The organism is Amycolatopsis sp. M39 (genome assembly GCF_001651785.1).
Lineage (GTDB): Bacteria > Actinomycetota > Actinomycetes > Mycobacteriales > Pseudonocardiaceae > Amycolatopsis > Amycolatopsis rubida.
The window spans coordinates 75713-92842 of sequence record NZ_LWSF01000032.1 but is presented as its reverse complement, the minus strand read 5'-3'; the positions used below and the strand labels follow the sequence as shown (position 1 = coordinate 92842).

At 72.4% G+C, this 17130-nt stretch carries 10 protein-coding genes; all 10 read right to left on the bottom strand.

What is annotated here, in order from left to right; all coding sequences use genetic code 11:
• A complete protein-coding gene (locus A4R44_RS40280; protein ID WP_095213918.1) occupies positions 1 to 5826 on the bottom strand; it encodes a type I polyketide synthase in 5826 nt (1941 codons plus the stop codon).
• A 136-nt stretch (positions 5827 to 5962) separates the two neighbouring features.
• Positions 5963 to 7003 carry a carboxymuconolactone decarboxylase family protein gene (locus tag A4R44_RS40275; protein ID WP_067593444.1) on the bottom strand — a complete coding sequence of 347 codons (1041 nt, stop codon included), beginning with the start codon at positions 7001 to 7003 and terminating at the stop codon, positions 5963 to 5965.
• A 2-nt stretch (positions 7004 to 7005) separates the two neighbouring features.
• Positions 7006 to 8658 carry a GMC family oxidoreductase N-terminal domain-containing protein gene (locus A4R44_RS40270; protein WP_067593315.1) on the bottom strand — a complete coding sequence of 551 codons (1653 nt, stop codon included), beginning with the start codon at positions 8656 to 8658 and terminating at the stop codon, positions 7006 to 7008.
• Entirely contained in the window at positions 8655 to 9224 is a 570-nt protein-coding gene (locus tag A4R44_RS40265) for a DUF5987 family protein (protein ID WP_067593312.1), read from the bottom strand. Before A4R44_RS40265 ends, A4R44_RS40270 begins: the two co-directional genes overlap by 4 nt.
• Positions 9225 to 9228: 4 nt before the next feature.
• Positions 9229 to 10647: a cytochrome P450 gene (locus tag A4R44_RS40260; protein ID WP_067593310.1), complete on the bottom strand. Its 1419-nt coding sequence runs from the start codon at positions 10645 to 10647 to the stop codon at positions 9229 to 9231.
• Positions 10644 to 11648 carry an enediyne biosynthesis protein gene (locus A4R44_RS40255; protein ID WP_067593307.1) on the bottom strand — a complete coding sequence of 335 codons (1005 nt, stop codon included), beginning with the start codon at positions 11646 to 11648 and terminating at the stop codon, positions 10644 to 10646. The genes A4R44_RS40260 and A4R44_RS40255 overlap by 4 nt, the downstream gene beginning before the upstream one ends.
• Positions 11649 to 11652: 4 nt before the next feature.
• Entirely contained in the window at positions 11653 to 13623 is a 1971-nt protein-coding gene (locus A4R44_RS40250; protein ID WP_067593304.1) for a VCBS repeat-containing protein, read from the bottom strand.
• Positions 13620 to 14600, bottom strand: coding sequence for a DUF1702 family protein (locus tag A4R44_RS40245; protein WP_255366223.1), 981 nt, complete (start codon positions 14598 to 14600; stop codon positions 13620 to 13622). The genes A4R44_RS40250 and A4R44_RS40245 overlap by 4 nt, the downstream gene beginning before the upstream one ends.
• A 107-nt stretch (positions 14601 to 14707) precedes the next feature.
• A complete protein-coding gene (locus A4R44_RS40240) occupies positions 14708 to 15697 on the bottom strand; it encodes a DUF1702 family protein (RefSeq protein WP_067593301.1) in 990 nt (329 codons plus the stop codon).
• Positions 15698 to 15723: 26 nt separating this feature from the next.
• On the bottom strand, positions 15724 to 16515 hold the full coding sequence (locus A4R44_RS40235; protein ID WP_067593439.1) for a helix-turn-helix transcriptional regulator: 792 nt from the start codon (positions 16513 to 16515) through the stop codon (positions 15724 to 15726).
• Positions 16516 to 17130: the final 615 nt, after the last annotated feature.

Genomic DNA, 17130 nt, shown 5'->3' with positions numbered 1-17130 from the left:
TCAGCTCCCTTCTGCCTGGAGCACGGCGAAGACGACCGGATCCGGCCGGTCGCCGACGACGGCCGCCCACGTGGCGATCCGCGCGTCGCCGCAGGCCAGCAGCGCCCAGCCGTCCTCGTGTGCGCGGCGCACGGTGAGCGCCCCGGTCATCTCGCCGGTCTTGCGGACGCATTCCAGCGCGCTCCACACCCGCGTGTTGGCCACGGCGGCCGGTTCGCCGAGGTCCTCGGCCAGCAGACGGCCCACCGCGCACAGCTCCTCCCCGAGCAGCCCGGCCCAGTCCTCTCCGGACCGTTCGACCGCGGTTTCGATGTCGCAGGCGAGCGGACCGCCGCCGGTCACCGCGAGCGTCAGCCGCGCGGTGTGCGACGCGGTGATGTCGGCGCCGTCGAGCTCCGGCTTGCCGTCCGGGCGGTAGCGGATCGAGACGGGCCGGTCGAGCGTCCGGCCGGCGGCGAGCGCGGTCTGCGCCCGGCGCGCGGCGGTCCCCTCGGCCGGCCCGCCCGCCGGATCGGGCTCCAGCACCACCGCGCGGCTTCCGCCGAGCAGCTTCTCGCAGGCGCGCTCCAGGTAGGGCCCGAGCATCGCCGGGGCCCACGGGCCGGCTCCGGAGCGCTTCCGGACCGCGCGCAGCTTGAGCCCCTCCCAGCGCTCCACCACCGTGCCGTCCGGATTCCGGACGTCGAGGTCGTAGACGTAGCTGTCGCCTTCTTGGAACCGTTCCCGGGCGTCCAGCACGACGTAGTCCTCGTGCTGGGCGCCCGGTTCCGCCGGGCAGAGCCGTTCGACCGCCTGCGGGAGCAGGGTCGCGTCCGGCACGCAGCACTGGAGGGCGTGCATCACCGCGTCCCTGGCGCCCGGGTCGGCGAGCAGCATTTCCTGCGGCAGGAACGGGGCGAACCAGTCCACGTCGGCCGTCGTGGCGATCTCGGCGACGGCGTGCCGGGCGGCGGCGCGGCGGTAGCCCAGCAACCGCTGGAACCGCTTGCCCTGGAACAGCACCGACCCGTACAGCTCGCTGACCGGCTCCACCGGCACCGGCGGGAGAGCGACCGCGCGGGCGGGGGCTCCGCCCAGTCCGGCCGGCCTGGCGAAGCTGAGCCGGGCACGGAAGTGGTCGGCGCCGAAACCGGTCTCCCCGCTCCGCAGCGCCACGTCGACGGTGTCCGCGTCGCGGGCCAGCGCGGCCAGCCGGATCGTGGTGGTCCCGCCGGAGGGCACGATGACCGGCCGGAGGAACTCGACGTCCTCGAACACCGGCGTGCCGGTGCGGCCGAGCGCGGCCGCGGCCGCCTGAGTCATCGCCTCCATGCCGAGCACTGCCGGGAACAGCAGCTGGCCGTCGAGCAGATGGTCGGCCAGGTACGGATCGCTGCCCGCGGACAGGTCCGCCTCGGTGACCAGCTCGACGCCCGGGTAGTGCACGACCGCGCGGTCGACGAACCGGGTCAGCGGCAGCTCACGCTTGCGGACCGGCAGGGTCGGCAGCCCGCCCGTGCGGCCGCAGACCACCAGCACCGGCGGCGCGGCGGGATCGGCCAGCACCCGGCGCAGGATCGCGATCCCTTCCTCGGCGGGGATCGGCGTGATGCCGTCGCGCGTCAGGGCGCTCACCACGCCGAGCTTCTCGCCCATCCCGGCCCCCGACCAGACCGACCACTCCAGCGCCACCGCCCGCGCCGCCGGGTGTTCCCGGCCGAACCGCAGGGTCAGCTCGGTCATCCAGTCGTTCGCCGTCGCGTAGTGCGCTTCGCCGCGCAGGCCGGCCCTGCCGATGATGCTGCCGAAAGTGACGAGGAGCTTGATCCGGTCCTGGTCCACCGCGGCCAGCACCGCGGCGAGGCCGCCGGTCTTGGGGGCGAGCGTCTCGCGGAAACTCTCCTCGGTGAGGTTGGTCAGCGCGGCCGGTTCGTTGCGGCCGGCGCCGTGCAGGATCGCGGTCACCGGGCCGAGTTCGGCCTCGAACCGGCGGACGGCGGCAGCCACCTGCGCCGGGTCGGTGACGTCGGCGCGCTCGTAGCAACAGCGGATGCCGGCGGCCTCCATCCGGTCGAGGTTCTCGGCCAGCTCGGTGTCGGCATCCGCGTCGCTGCGCCCGAGCAGCGCGAGGCGTGCCCCGGAGTCCTTGGCGAGCGCCAGGGCGCTCTCCGCGGTGATCCCCTTGCCGCCGCCGGTGACCAGCAGGACGTCGCCGCGGTCCAGCGACTCCCGGACCGGTCCGTCCGGCGCGGGCGGCAGCGCGGCGAGCCGGGGCACGGTCCGGGCGCCGGCCGCGTCGTAGCGGACCTCGGCGAAGCCCGCCGTCGCGGCGACCTCGGCCGCCACGGCGGCCGCCGCCGCCTCGGCTCCGGCCGGATCGGCGGGCTCCGGGTCGGCCAGGTCGACGATCGTGGTCGGCGCCGACGGGTCCTCCAGGAACAAGGTCTTGGCCAGGCCGGACGCGCCGTATCCGTGGTGCACCACGACGAACCGCGTGCCGCTCGGGGCGGCCAGCAGGGCACGCGCGGCCCCGAGGAACAATCCGGCGTGCCCGGCGTCGCAGTCCGCGGGCAGGCACAGCAGCACGCCGTCGCCGGTCCCGGCGGCCGCCAGCGAGGCCCGCAACGGCTCGGCCAGCGGATGCCCCGGGGTCGTGAACACCTGCCACTGTGCGCCGCTCGCGCTGTCGTGCCCCGCCGCGGCCGGACGCGCCGCGGGCACGTGCTCGATCGCGAACGGCCGCACCCACGGTCCGATCCCCGGCGCCTCTCCCCGGTCGCCCGCGGCCGCGCCGCCCTCGGTCCCCGCCAGCTCGTCGATCATCTCGGCCAGCTCGCCGAGGCGGACGGTCGCGAAGTTCGGCATGCCCGCCAGCGGCGGGCGGTCCAGCGCCCGGGTGACGTCGTTGACCAGCTGGCCCACCGTGATCGACGACAGGTGCAGGTCGTCCAGCGGATGGGTGTCCGCGGTGACCGTGTCCAGCGGAAGCTCGACGCGGTCGGCGGCGACCCTGCAGAGAAGGTCCAAAGTGGACTTCCCGTCGCCCGCGACCGCCGCGCCGCCCTCCCCGTCCGCGCCGGCCCGCTCCCCGCCCAGTTCGGCGGCGAGCTCCGCGTCGATCGCCGGCGCGGCCTCGCACGGGCTGGCCAGGAACCGGTACCGGCCGTCCGCCGGCAGCGGCCGGGCGGCCCGGCCGGAGAACAGCGCCGCGGCCGCGATCGGCGTGCCCAGCGCGAACGCGGCGCCGAGCACCCGCAGCAGCGGGGCCAGCGAGGCGTGGTCGGTGTCGATCGCCAGCACCGGAGTCTCCGGCGCGGTCTCCTCGAACAGCCCGGCGAGCACCCGTCCCGGACCGACCTCGACGACCAGGTCGCTGCGCTCGGCCAGCCGGGCCGCGGCCTCCCGGAACCGGACCGGCAGCACGATCTGCTCGCACAGCAGCTCCGGCAGGTCCTCGGCGGCGTGCAGCACGTCCCCGCGGACCGTCGAGACCACCGGCCGTTCGAGCCGGGAGAAGGAGAATTCGCGCAGCCGTCCGGTCATCGCGCGGGCGGCGGGTGCGACGACGGGCGAATGGAACGCGTGCGAGACCCGGAGCCGGGAGGCGCCGACGCCTTCCGCCTGGGCCCGCGCGACGATCCGGTCGACCGCTTCGGCCGAGCCGGACAGAACGGTCTGCCGGGGCGCGTTGTACCCGGCGATGACCACGTCCTCGCCGAGACCCAGTTCTTCGACGCGGTCGGGCGAAGCGGCGATCCCGGCCATCGCCCCGGCGCCATCCGCCATCCTGGCCATCACTTCGCCCCGGACCTTCGCGAGTTCGAGCAGCGCTCGTTCGTCCAGCGCCCCGCCCCAGTGCAGGGCGGTCAGTTCGCCGAGACTGTGCCCGGCCGCCGAATCCGCCTCGATCCCGAACTCGCGCAACACGCGCAGCCCGGCGAGCGAGCCGGCGACGATGCGCGGCTGCGCCACCTCGGTGGCCACCTGGTCGCCGCCCGCGGGCAGCCCGGCCGCGCGGTGGATTTCGGCGGCCGCGGCGAACCGCCGCCGCAGCGCGCCTTCCCCGCCGCTTCCGGATCCTTGGCCGGGGAACAGGTAGCCGATCTTCGGCGGTGCCGTGCGGCTGCTCGCGAAAACGCCTTCACCGGCGGAGAAAACGGAGTCGCCGGAGTCCAGATCGGCCAGCAGCGCGGCGAGTTTCCGTTCGGCCTGCTCGGGATCCGCGGCGACGACCGCGGCGCGCACCGGCCGTCCGGCCAGCTCGCCGGCCAGCTGCCCGGCCAGGTCGGTCAGCTCCGCGAACGACAGCTTCGGCACGAACCGCAGCACCTCCGCGATCCGGCCGCGCAGGGCGGCGAGGTCGTCGGCGTCGAACAGCAGCAGTTCGGCGTCCTGTCGTCCGGCGACCAGCGCGCGGGACCGGTCGTCGACCTCGCGGCGGCGCCCGGCCGCCGGCGCCTCGGTCACGGTGACGTGCGTGTTGACCCCGCCGAAGCCCATCGCCGAAACCCCGGCGCGCACGGGCTGGTCCGGCGGCCACAACGTCGCTTCGCGCGGGACGAACATCCGCGCCGAGGCCCCGGTGAGCGATTCGTGCGGCTCGTGATGCGCGGTGCCCGGAGGAATGATCTGGTGGTGCACGGCGAGCGTCGCTTTGATCAGGCCGGCGACCCCGGCCGCGGCCTTGGTGTGGCCGATGTTGCCCTTGACGGTCGACAACGCCGCGGGAGCCGCGAGCGGATCGGCCTCTCGTCGCGCGGCGGAAAGGGCCTCGATCTCGGTAGCGTCGCCCAGCGCGGTGCCCGTCCCGTGCCCCTCGAAGTAGGAAACGGTTTCGACGCCGTAGCCCGCGCGCCGGTACGCGCGTTCGAGCGCGAGCCGGTGCCCGCCGGCTTCCGGCCGGGTGATGCCGCCCTTTCCGTCCGAGGACACGCCCCAGCCGCCGATCGAAGCGTAGATCCGCCTGCCCTGCCCGATCGCGTCGCTTTCCCGCATCAGCACCAGCATTCCGGAGCCCTCGCCGGGCCAGAAGCCGTTCGAATCGGCGTCGTAGACCTTCATGTCCCGTTCGGCCAGCGCTCCGGTCTTAGCGAAGCCGATCACCTCGAACGGGTCGATGGACAGATCGACCCCGCCGGCGACCGCGAGATCGAGGTCGCCCTGGACCAGCGCGTTGGCCGCGGTGGCCACCGACAGCAGCGAGGACGAGCACGCGCCGTCGACAGTGAACCCGCCGCCGCCGAAGTCGAAGAAATTGCAGACCCGTCCGGCGATGGTGTTGGCCAGGCCGCCGGCCAGGCTGTCCTCGTTGATCTCCGGGAACGGCTCCTTGTACTGGATTTCCAGCTCGCGCAGGAATTCCGCGGTCTCCCGGTCGCCCCACTCGCGCCGCGCCAGCGCCGCGGCGACCGTCCGGCGCACGTACGGCCAGCGCAGCCGCATGATGTTGGCGCGGGTGAACTCGCCGGTGAGGCTGTTGCCGACGACGACGCCGGTGGACGCCTTCGGCGCGCCCTCCCCGTCGGCGAACCCCGCGTCGGCCAAGGCCGCGGCGGCGACCTCCAGCGCCAGCCAGTGCGTGGTGTCGGTGGCGCGGAAAGTGCTGCCGGCGACCTTGTGCTTGACCCGGTCGAATTCGTAGCCCCGCAGCACCGCCGCCTTCTGGGCGTAGAAGCGGTCCGGCGCCTTCGGGTCCGGCGAGTAGTAGTCCTCCCGGTTCATCCGCTCGTCGGGCAGCCGGCGGAAGGCTCGGCGGCCGGCCAGCACGTTCTCCCAGAGTTCCTCCGGGGAATCCGCGTCGGGGTACTTCAGCCCGATCCCGACGATCGAAATTCGCTCAACGCTCATGCCACCGCACTCCCACTTGCTCTCGAACCCCGTTCACTGGAATCGCCTCCGTTCCAGAATGGCTGCCCGCGACCCGGCGGTCTTCTCTGTTCCTGCCCGCGGATCGCGCCGGGCGCAAACCGGGAAGCGGCCGGGCTCACGGGCGGAAAGCCAGGCGCCCGCCCATTTCGGCCGCGGCGGTGAAGGCGGCCCACGAAGCCGCTTCGATCAGCCTGCGGTCGTCTGTCCATTCGAGACGGACGGCCTCGACCACGCCCGCGTCCACCCGGTACGCCGCTTTCGCCGCCAGCAACGCGAACCGGGCGGCAGGCCGTTCGGACGGCGGCAGCTCGGCCAGTGCCGGTTCCGCCCAGCTCCGGTCCGGGCCGGGCGGCTCGCCGTTCCACGCCTTGAGCTCGCGGCGGACCAGCTCGCGCACCCGCGGGGCCAGCACCCGCTCCCCCGCCGCTTCGAACACCGCTGCGGCACGGACGAAGCCTTCGGCGAGGACGCTGCCCGGCACCGTCCACTCCGGACTGTCGCCTGCCGCCGGCCGCAGGTGCGCCAGCGATCGGCCGGCCGCCGGCGCTTCGCCCGGTTTGAGCAGAAACCCGAGCAGCGCCTTCGCTTTCGCGCGCGCCGCCGCGGGAATGTGCTCCGGCAGCGGTGACGGCTTGAGGAATACGCTCACCATCCGGTTGAGATAGTGGAACGCCACGGCGACCGCGGTCAGCTCCGCCGCCGCGGCGGGGGACACCGCCCGCGGCAACGGGGCGGTGCCTCGGGCCCACGCCGCGAGGGCGCGGGTTCCCGGATTGGCGATGGCGACGGGGTCGCCGCCCGCGATCGCCGCCGCCGCCTCCTCCCGGCCGAGCGCGCCGAGCGCCATCGCGTGCACCTCGACGCAATACGGGCACGAGTTGGCCGCCGACACCGCCGACGCCACGGTCTCGCGGTCCGCCCGGCCGGTCCGGCCGTCCGCGACCAGCGATTCGCGCAGCAGCACCCACGCCGCGGCCAGCACGTCGGGCGCGGCCGAGTGCAGCGCTATCGGGGGCGCGAGGATGCCGAAGTCCCGCTCCGCCTCCCGGTAGACGTCCCGGACCAGTCCGCGCGCCTGCCGCGGCCGCACCGCCTCGACGTACCGGACTTCCCGCAGCGCCCGGCGGAGCGCCGCCCGGACCGGACCCGGCGCCACGGTCACGCCCTCGCGACGAGGTCGAGCCGGGAAACCGCCCGCCTGCCGGTGATCGAGCCGTCCGGAGCCGGAGCGCCGTAGGAAACGTCCACGCCCCGCGCCTGGAGCGCGCGCACGATCCCGGGGACCGACCGCTCGGCGAGCGCGGCGATCGTCATGGCCGGGTTCACGGTGAGCGCGCCCGGCACCGAAGCGCTGTCGGTGACGAAAATGCCGGGGTGGTCGCGCAATTCGTGATCGGGGTGCAGCGCCGAGGTCGCGGCGTCGTCCCCGATCCGGCAAGACGCCAGCGGATGGACAGTGTAGGCGCCGACGAGGTCGTTGGTCCACGGCGCCACCTTCGCCAGGCCGTCCTTCTCGATGATCGCCCGGCAGTCGGCGTCCGCGAGATCCCAGCCGCGCCGGGTGTTCTCGGTCGGTTCGTACTTCAGCGGCCCTCGCCCGAGCATCTGCTGCGAGATCCGGTAGGCGTTGCCGGTGGGCGGAGGCGGGCCGAAGACGCCCTCGTTGTCGTCCTCGGTCATCAGGAAGATCGTCAGCCAGTTGGCCCACTGCTTGAGCATTTCCTTCTTCTCCGCCCCGAACCAGCGCGGCTCCGCTCCCCCGGGCGCCTGCGCGAGGATCGTGCCCAGGCCCGGCGGGAAGTACAGCTGTTCCAGGGAATACCGCTCGTACTCCGGCAGCGAGCCGTCGAGCTTGTCCCAGTTCGCCACGGTCGGGCCCTTGCCGATGTGGTTCGCGGAGTACACGGAACCGTCCTCGCGCGACAGGCCGAGCACCTCGCGCACCCGGTCCTCGTCGACGACGGCGGTGTTGAGCCGTTCGCCGTTGCCCGAGAAGTACCGGCCGACGCCGTGCGGCATCCGGCCGAGCGCCTCTTCCGACCGCTGGAGGATCACCGGAGTCGCGCCGGCCCCGGCGGCGATGATCACGATCTTCGCCTCGATCGCCCCGGTGCCGGTGTGGATCCGGTAGTCCTCGTCGTCCACGACGGCGAAATGGACCCGGTAGCCGCCGTCCCCGGTGCGCTCCAGCCGCTGGACCTCGTGCAGCGGCCTGATCTCCGCGCCGTGGGCGAGCGCGGCGGGCAGATAGTTCGTCAGCATCGACCGCTTGGCGTCGAATTTGCAGCCCGCCATCATGAAGTTGCAGTTGACGCAGTGCTCGTTGTCCACCGCGACCGGAGCCGGGTTCGCCGTCCGGCCGGAGTGGGCGCAGGCCGCGGCCCACAGCCCGCCGGCGTAGGAGACGTCGTTCCAGTCCTGTGTGGACACCGGGAGCGCTTCGTCCACGCGGTCGTACCACGGTTCGAGCGAGTCCCGGGTGATGGCCGAGGGCCACATCCGGCGCCCGATGCCGCCCCGGCGTTCGAAGACGAATTTCGGCGCCCGCGGCATCGCGGCGAAGTACACCACGCTGCCGCCGCCGACGCAGTTGCCGCCCAGCACGCTCATCCCGTCGCCGACGACGAAGTCGAACACGCGGGTGTAGGAGGAGCCGAGCAGGTAGTCGTGCTCGAAGTCGTTCGCGGCCAGCCACGGCCCGCGCTCCAGCACGGTCACCTTGGCTCCTCCGGCGGCCAGGTGGTAGGCGGGAATGGACCCGCCGAAGCCGCTGCCGACGACGACCACGTCGGTCTTGTCGACGGCGGTCACGACGGGCTCCCCATCGCGGTCGTGTCCGGGTGGATTTCGGCCAGCTCGCGGCCGTAGCCGTACTTCGGGAACCGCCAGGCGCCGTCGGCGTCCGGCGGACGGTACCCCAATGCCAGCAGACCGGGATGGCCGTCGCGGACGGCTTCGGCGGTGTGCCGGTGCGCCGCGCTGTCGTAGGCCATGTTGCAGAACAGCGCCAGGCTGACCCAGCCGTCCTTCTCCGGATGGCCGGGGGCGGTCAGGCGCCGCACCAGTTCCCGGCGGTGCTCGTAGGGAAGGGCGACGAACGGAGGCAGGCCGGAGTCCGGTTCCAGCTCCGCCTCGGACGCGTAGGCCTTCGCGTGGTCGTTCACCGACCGGACGAGGAACGGCAGCCCGGCCGTGATGCCGGTCGCGTCGAAGTTCAGCAGTTCGAGCGCGCCGGCCGCCACCGCGCCCGGGCCGGGCGCGGCGCCGGCGATCGCCCGGTCCTGCGGGAACCGCTTCTCCCCCGGCACGATCGTGTCCGCGTAAGCCTCCAGGGTCAGCGTCCGGAAGCGTTCTTCTTCGGTGGTCTCGGGTTCCACTCGCTTACCTCCTCGTCGAACGTCTGCTGTGGATCAAGCGCGCGGCCCGGCGTTCCCGGGCCGGGCGCGGGCGCACCGTCATCGGCAGGCCGCCGCGCACCCGCAGCGAGAGCATCGCCTCGGGCTCGACCGGGCGGCCGGGCACTTTGCGCAGTTCCAGGTCCCGCGCGGTCATCGCGAGCACGAACACCGCCTCCAGCAGTCCGAGGCTGTTGCCGACGCAGAACCTCGGTCCGGCGCCGAAGGGCAGGTAGGCGTACCGCAGCGGCCGTCCGCCCGGGCCCGCCGGGTCGAACCGCCCGGGGTCGAAGCGCTCCGGGTCGGCCCAGAACCCCGGGTGCCGGTGCAGCGTGTAGGGCACCACGACGACATCGGAGCCGGCCGGCACGCGGTATCCGCCGATCTCGTCGTCGGCCTGGGCCACCCGCGGCAGCAGCCACACCGGCGGGTACAGGCGCATGACCTCTTCGACGACCGCCGTCGTGTAGGTCAGCCGCCGCAGGTCGTCGTAGCCGGGCAGCCGGTCGCCGAGCACCTCGACGGCCTCGGCGTGCAGCCGCGCGGAGACCTCGGGATGCTCGTCGACGAGGTGGAACGCCCAGCCGAGCGTGCTCGCCGTCGTCTCGTGCCCCGCCAGCAGCAGGGTGATCAGCTCGTCGCGCATGCCTTCCCGCGACGCACCGTCCGCCGTCTCCGAACCGACCAGCCGCGAAAGGACGTCTTCGCCGCCGTCGACCGGATTCGCCAGCCGCCGGTCGACCAGTTCGTCGGCGATCCGGCGCAGCTCGTCGCGAGCGGCGCGGAAGCGCACCTGTTTCTTCAACGGCGCCCACCGCGGCACCGCGCCCAGCGTGATCGCCTCGAACATGGCCTGGTCCTGCACGGCTTCGAACGAGTGGCCGAGAGCGCCGTAGCCGCCGAGGTCCGCGTCGAGCAGCGTCTTGCCGAGCACGCCGAGCGTCAGGCCGGTCATCTCCTGCAGGATGTCGACCGGCCCCTCGTGCGCGGCGAGCCGCTCGACCAGTCCGGCGGCTTCGGACGCCACCAGCCCGGCCTGCCGGGCGATCCGCTTGGGCTGGAACGCCGGCTGGATCGTCCGCCGCTGCCGGTGCCAGGTCTCCCCGTCGCTGGTGAGGAGGCCGTCGCCGAGGGCCTGGCGGGCCTCCCGCAGGCCGATCCCCTTGTGGTAGTTCGCGGCGTTGTCGGCGAGCACGTGCTTCGCGAGATCCGGATGGTTGACGAGATAGAGCGTCTTCGGGCCGATGGCGATGCGGACGAGGTCTCCGTAGTCCTCGGCGCTGTCGCCCATGAGCGCGAGCCGGTCGGTGAAAAGCTGCTTCAGCAGCCGGAGGGTCGCCCGGCGCGGCGGTCCGGGCGGGACGGCGCGCACCGCCCCGGTTTCGTCGCGCGGCCCGGCGGTCATGCCGCGACCGCCCCGGGCCGCTCGTCCCCCTCCGACCGGGTGGTCTCCGTCTCCTCCGTCGCCTTCGCCGCGGCCTGGCCGGCTTCGAACTTGACACGCGCCTTGTTCGAGAAGTGGAGGCTCCAGAGGAACGCCCCGCGGATCAGGCACACGGTCGCCGTGGCCAGGAACAGGCCGTAGGCCACGTGCACCGCCATGAAGAAGCCGTACGCCAGCGCCACCCCGGCCCCGAACGCGAACTGGGAAACCGGTTTCGACGGCGAGGTGCCCGGGTCGGTGACCATGTAGTTCGTGTAGAGCACGAACGCGATGCCGGTGGCCATGCCCAGCGCGCCGGGGACGGCGATGCCGAAGACCAGGCCGCGGAGGACGGCCTGGACCACGAAGAATCCCAGCCAGCCGGCGATGAGCCACATCCGGTTGGTCAGCATGGCGTTGAGCACCGTGCCCGACACGAGGATGACGCCGACGATCAGCCAGCCGCCCCAGGTGTCGATCTTCTCGCTGAAATGGTACGGCGGGGCGATGCTGGCCCACGGGAACAGCAGGAGGATCACGGTGATGCCGAAGTTCGACGGGTTCATGTAGTGCCGCATCCGGCCGTACACCGGCGCCTGCAGCACCCATTTCGCGCCGACCGCCACCACGACGCCGAAGACCATCACGAGGATCCGGTCGTTGACGTAGGTCAGCATGTTCAGCGCGAGACCCGTGATGTGGGCGGGCAGGAGGAACTCCGCGAGCCCGGCGAACCCGTTGCCGGCGAACCGGGCTTTCCGTTTGGTCATGCGCGCGTTGACGGTCTCGAGGAGCAGTTCCGTGGCGTACGCGGTCGCCAGCGCGACGAGCGGGTACAGCCACGGCTGCTCGAATCCCAGGATCGTGTAGCCGAGGATGTTGAAGACCGTGATCGAGATCGCGAACCGCCGGAGCGCGGTGACGACCTTGTTCGTCCTCTTCGGCGGCGCACTGTCCACTGTGGTCAGGATGGGGGTGGTCATGCCGTCACATCTCCTTCGCCGCGGCGCCGAGCCGGAAGCAGTGGCGGCCGGGGTCGAGCTTCAGGTCCTGCGTGCGCAGCTGCCCGGTCCGGTCGCGCCACTGCAGGTGCACGTCCAGCGGACCGCTGACCTCGCGGCCGAGGCCGATCTGGACGTCGAAGCTGCGCCGTCCGGCCTCCCCGCTGCTGCCGTCGACCCGGCCGAGGTACTTCTTGCCGTCCGCGGTCGTCACGGTGGCTTCGGCTCCGATCGCGGGCGGTCCCGCAGCGGGCAGCGGCCCGGGCGCCACCGGGGCGTCGGTGGTCAGCTTCAGCTGCAGGAACTTGCCGGGGTTCGGGCTGTCGTTGCGGTAGAAGATCGGCTCCTCCCACTGGCGCGCGACGGCCATCTCGGGCAGGCCGTCCCCGTTCGTGTCGCCGACGGCGATGCCGCGGGTGGGCACCGGCACGGCCAGTCCCAGCTGCGGCGCCAGGTCGGTGTAGCGGCCGTCCGCGCTCTTCACGAAGAAGTGCAGGGTCTGGTCGCCCGCGATGTCGTCCCCGGCCTTCGCGTTCGGCCACCAGAACGGATTGCTCACCAGCCCGTCGTTCGCGGTCGCCAGTTCCTGCAGGTTCGGCCAGCGGTTGACCTGGCCCTTGACGAATCCGGTGGACTGCGCGATCTGGTTCTCGCCGCTGTTGTCGAAGTCCTGGATCTTGACGTCCCAGCCCCAGCCGGACCACGCCGTCCCGGTCCCGCCGCTCTCGTCGCGGAAGGGAGCGACGCCCTTCTTGAGCTGCCCGGTCAGGTCAGCGTTGTCCTTCGCGGTGTTCACGAACTGGAAGTTCGATTCCTCGATGCCCCACGAAGTGGTGATATTGCTGACGAAAAGGTCGTAGAGGCCGTCGTGGTTCAGATCGCCGAAATCGACGCCCATCCCTTTGAAGGAGTCGTTTCCCAGCACTTTCGACTTCGGATCGCCGGCTCCGCGGACTCCCGTGACCTCGCCGAACTCCACGTGTCCCGGCGTGGATTTGTTGTACAGCAGGTGATCGTGGCCGAAGTCGTTGGCGATGTAGAGTTCCGGCAGGCCGTCCCGGTCGATGTCGGTCGCGCTGGAGGCCAGCGTCCAGCCGAAGCGCGCGCTCGGCGGGATTCCCGAGGAAGCGTCGGCGAACCGGGCGCTCGGGTGCGCGCCGGAAGAGCCGCCGGCCCATCGGTAGACGTACTTGCCTCCCGAGTTCGTCGCGTGCGACATCGACTGGTTCATCGCGACGCCGCCGTCCTCGCGCGGGTCGAGGACCTTGCTGTCCGGGAAGTAGTTCCCGATGAAGATGTCGATGTGCCCGTCGCCGTCGAAGTCGCCGATCGTCGCCGAATCGGTGTTCCACATCGGGCCGTTGTAGGCGCCGTCCGGGCCGCGGTGCTCGCCGGGGACCAGTTCGGTCGGCTCGAAGGCCGCCGCGTCGAGCTTCGCCGCGGTCGCCTTCTGCAGGAACAGGACCGGGGTCCGGCCCCAGTAGTAGACCAGCAGGTCGGTCCGGCCGTCCTCGTTGAAGTCGCCGGGGACGCAGCCCATCGGCGCCATGAAGTCCCACGTCGGCAGCGCCGGCGCCGGGTCGAGCGCGAAAGGCGCGTAGCGCGGGCCGGAGTCCGGCGTCGGCGTGACGACGACCTGGTCGCTGCGCGGGTCGACGAGGCAGAGGTCGTCGGCCTTCCCGCTGCCGCTGATGTCGTTCATCGCGGCCGCGGCGCCGACCGAGGAGATCCACGCGGTGATGTTCTTGTAAGCCTTGTTCACCGTGCGGATCGACTGCGACTTCTTCGCCGCCGGCAGCGCGATCGTCATCGGGGTGAAGCGGAATCTGCCGGCCATCGCGTCCTGCTCGGCGGCGGAGACGCCCGGCAAGCGCGCGACCAGGAACAGGCCGAGGACCAGCACCAGCGCCAGGATGCCCGCCAGCTGTTTGCGCAGCCAGCCGAACGCCGCGGTCATTTCTTCCCTCCGTGGGTCAGCACTTCTTCGGCGATCCGCTGGCGCCAGGTTTCGAACGCCGGCACGTCGGCGCCGTCGACGACGGCGGCCGGGCGGACCTCCTGGGTGATCGCGGCGGCGCGTTCGGCGGGGAGCCCGCAGATCGCGCGGGTCGCGACGTCGGTCTCCGGAATCAGCAGGCCGGCGCGCACCCGGGCTTCGGCCGCGAAGGCGCTTCCCTGCGCCAGCTGGCCGTGGTGGATCCCGGACCGGTCGACGAGTTCCGCCAGTTCCTCGGCCGTGGCGCCGCACGCATAGGTCGAAGCGAGCCCGACCCCCGCGTACAAGTCGCCGTGGCGGGACTCGGGGAATTCCTCGATCGTCTTGCCCACCAAGGAAACGTCGGTCCCGCAGACGAACCAGAGTGCCCGGCCGACGCCCTGGTCGATGGCGCGCAGCGCGTAGCCGCCGTAACGCCGGTCCGGCCAGGGGAACCGCGCCTCCTGGTGATGCCGCCGCACGTACTGGTCAGTCTTGAAGTACGCCTGGTGGAAGCCGTACCCGTCCAGCACCAGCCAGCGCAGCAGCGGGTCGAAGGCGCTGGCTTTCGGCCACGCGAACCGCGGAATGCGAGCCATCGCCCAGCCGACCCCGACGTACACGATGTAGTTGTGCTTCTCGCCGGGGCCGGCGAGGAATTCGGCGATGTTCGCGCTCTTGCCGAGCGGAAGGCCGTCGAGGACGCCGTAACCCATTCCGGCGCCCTCGTAGGCGAATCCGCGGAACTTCGGGGGAATGCGCTCCAGCCACTCGGCGGCTTGCTCCGCCGAACGCGCCTCGACGGCATTCGCGTAGCCGAGAAGGAATTTTTCCCCGACCGTCTCGAGCAGTTCCTGAGCGGCTGGGTCCTTGCGGTGGAAACCACGTTTGACCAGCGACGTCTCGGAGACGTCCGGTGTCAGAATGCGCCGCCTGAGCGCGCGCCAACCATTACCCAACGCACTCTCCCCCTTCAGGGTCGAAAATGTGCTTAAGATCGCCTCTTCTACGGTCACAAACTCGCCTGCCGGCGGTCTACTCCACAGTTGCGTGCGCCGGCCGCCGCTCATCCCGCGCGGCGCGCGACCGCCCGGAACTCCTGCCGGATCCGGTCCCGCCACAGCTCGTACGGCGGCAGCGGGCCGTCGTCGGCGTCCGGCCGCTCGGTGCGGTCCGCGAGTTCTTGGGCCCCTCGCACGGAAAGACCGGTGAGAGCCCGGCTCGCGAGGTGGGTGTGGGCGGGCACGTGCGCGGCGTAGGTTCGCGCTTTCACCGCGAACACCGAGCCCAGCGCGAGTTCGTCGGAGTACGGCCCCGCCGCCCCGCGCAGCCCGGCCAGGCCTCGCTGGTCGCTGCCGCCGGCGAACGTCGCGGCGAGCCCGATCCCGCTCCACAGGTCGCCGCGGCGGTGTTCGCCGAAGCGCCCCGCCGCGGCGGCCGCTGCCTCGGGGTCTCCCCCGTGCACGAACCACAGGGCCCGCCCGATCCCCTGGTCGAAGGCGCGCCGGAAGTAGTCCGCCCGCCCGGCCCAGGCGTACGGCGCCGGCTCCTCCTGGTCGTCGACCCAGCGGCGGGTGTCGAAGTACGCCCGGTCGAAGCCGTACCCGTCCACCGCGAGCCAGCTCATCACCGGGTGGTACCGGGTGCCGGCCAGCCGGGGCAGCACGTTCTTCCACAGCGGGCGCGGCAGCCGGGCCATCGCGAAGCCGATTCCTATGTAGGCGAGGAAAATATGCGGTCCGGCGGGACCTTCCAGCAGCGCCTTCGTCCGGCCTCCGCCGCTCGGCAGCGCGTCGAGCACGGTGTATCCCATGGCCGCGCCTTCGTAGGCGAACCCGCGCTGCTCGGGCTCGACGAGGGCGAGGCGCCGCTCGACCTCCCAGAGCGAAGCGCCTTCGATCGCCCATTCGAACCCGCACACCACGGCCTGCGGCACCGCCTCCAGCCGAGCCGTGGCGTCCGTGGCAAGGACGGGGAACCCGCGCTCCGCGAAACCCACGGAGGACAACGAAGGCGCGAGGAACCGCTTGCGCAGCAAACCAAAGAGAGTCGACATCGGAATCCTCCGGATGGTGGGAGCGGTCACGCGACGGCGCGCAGGCGGGAGTGCTCCGCGGCCGCCGCCGGACGGACGGCAGGCGTTTGCCGGGGAGCCAGGGTGATGGCGACCGGCGGATCGGTCAGTGACCGCGGGCTCAACCGCATCGCCACCTCAGCGCGCCCGAACCGCGTCACCGCCGCCCGCTCCGTCGCGATCGTGAACGCGGGGCCGCCCTGCCTTCCGCGCAACGCACCGTGGTCGGCCATCGCGATCACCGTCCAGTCGCCCTCGGGCACTCCGTCGATGGTGAGATCCGCCGACCGGGCGTCGGCCAGTCCGCCGCAGGCGACCGGACCGCTCTGCGGCACCGCGTCGGCGAAGACCCCGACGAGCACTTTGGCCGGCATCGCGTTCTTCGGCATCCGCAGCCGCACGGTCAGCTGCCCGGATCCCGGCTCCGGCGACGCGTGCGCGCCGCCGGCGTCCCGCAGGGACCGCAACGACGGCAGCCGCTGGAAATTCGCCGAATGCGCCACGAGCAGTTCGCCGACTTCGGGCTTGCGGTATTCCGTCGGCGTCATCCCCACCGCGCGGAGGAACCGGCTGGTGAAGGTGCCCACGCTGCTGTAGCCGACGCTGCAGACGATGTCCGACACGGTGAGCGGGCTGGTCAGGAGCAGCCGCTTCGCCTCGAAGAGCCGGACGGCCGTGAGGAACCGCCCGGGCGTCACTCCGGTCGCCTTGGCGAAGATCCGGGAGAAGTGGAACGGGCTCACGTACACCTCGGACGCCAAGGCCGACAGCGTGATCGGCTCCGAGTAGCGCTGGAGCATCAGCTCGATCGCACGTAGGACGGCCGGCTGGACGGACCTTTCCCGGGCCGGCGGCTTCCGCGCCGGCCCGCCCGGCTCCGTGCCTGCCGGCAGTTCGGTCGCGCCGGTCGCCCGGGACGCAACGGATCGCAAGATCATGGTTCCAACCTCGATTCCTGCCGACGTCGATTGCCTCGGCACCCAGGTAAGGCGGCGGGCCTTGGACCCCGGTGGACCTCCGATGGAGTCCCGGAGGAAACCGCCGACGGCGGCGGCAGGCACCGGTGCGGACGTCACGGGCCGACCGGCGTCCCGCATGCCGCGCGTGCACCGCACCCGGGAATGCGTTGGGAGGCAAGGAATCGCGGCGGGAACGGGAGATCGCGCCACGCCGCCGGAAAAGCTGCCGGGAAGAGCGGCGCAGCGGAGCGGGCCCGGCGGCGGCGGTGCTTCGCGGGGTGCCCGGCGCCCGCGGAAGACGTGCAGAACGCAGGTGCCGCCCGGAGAAAAACATCTCGGCGCCGGTGGACGGTTCACTGGATGCGGCTCCGCCGGTTCTGCCACATTCGGACACGGAAAGCCTCGGGCCGGCCGTCCGGCCCGCACGGCTTCACCGGGAGATCGGAACACCGTTGC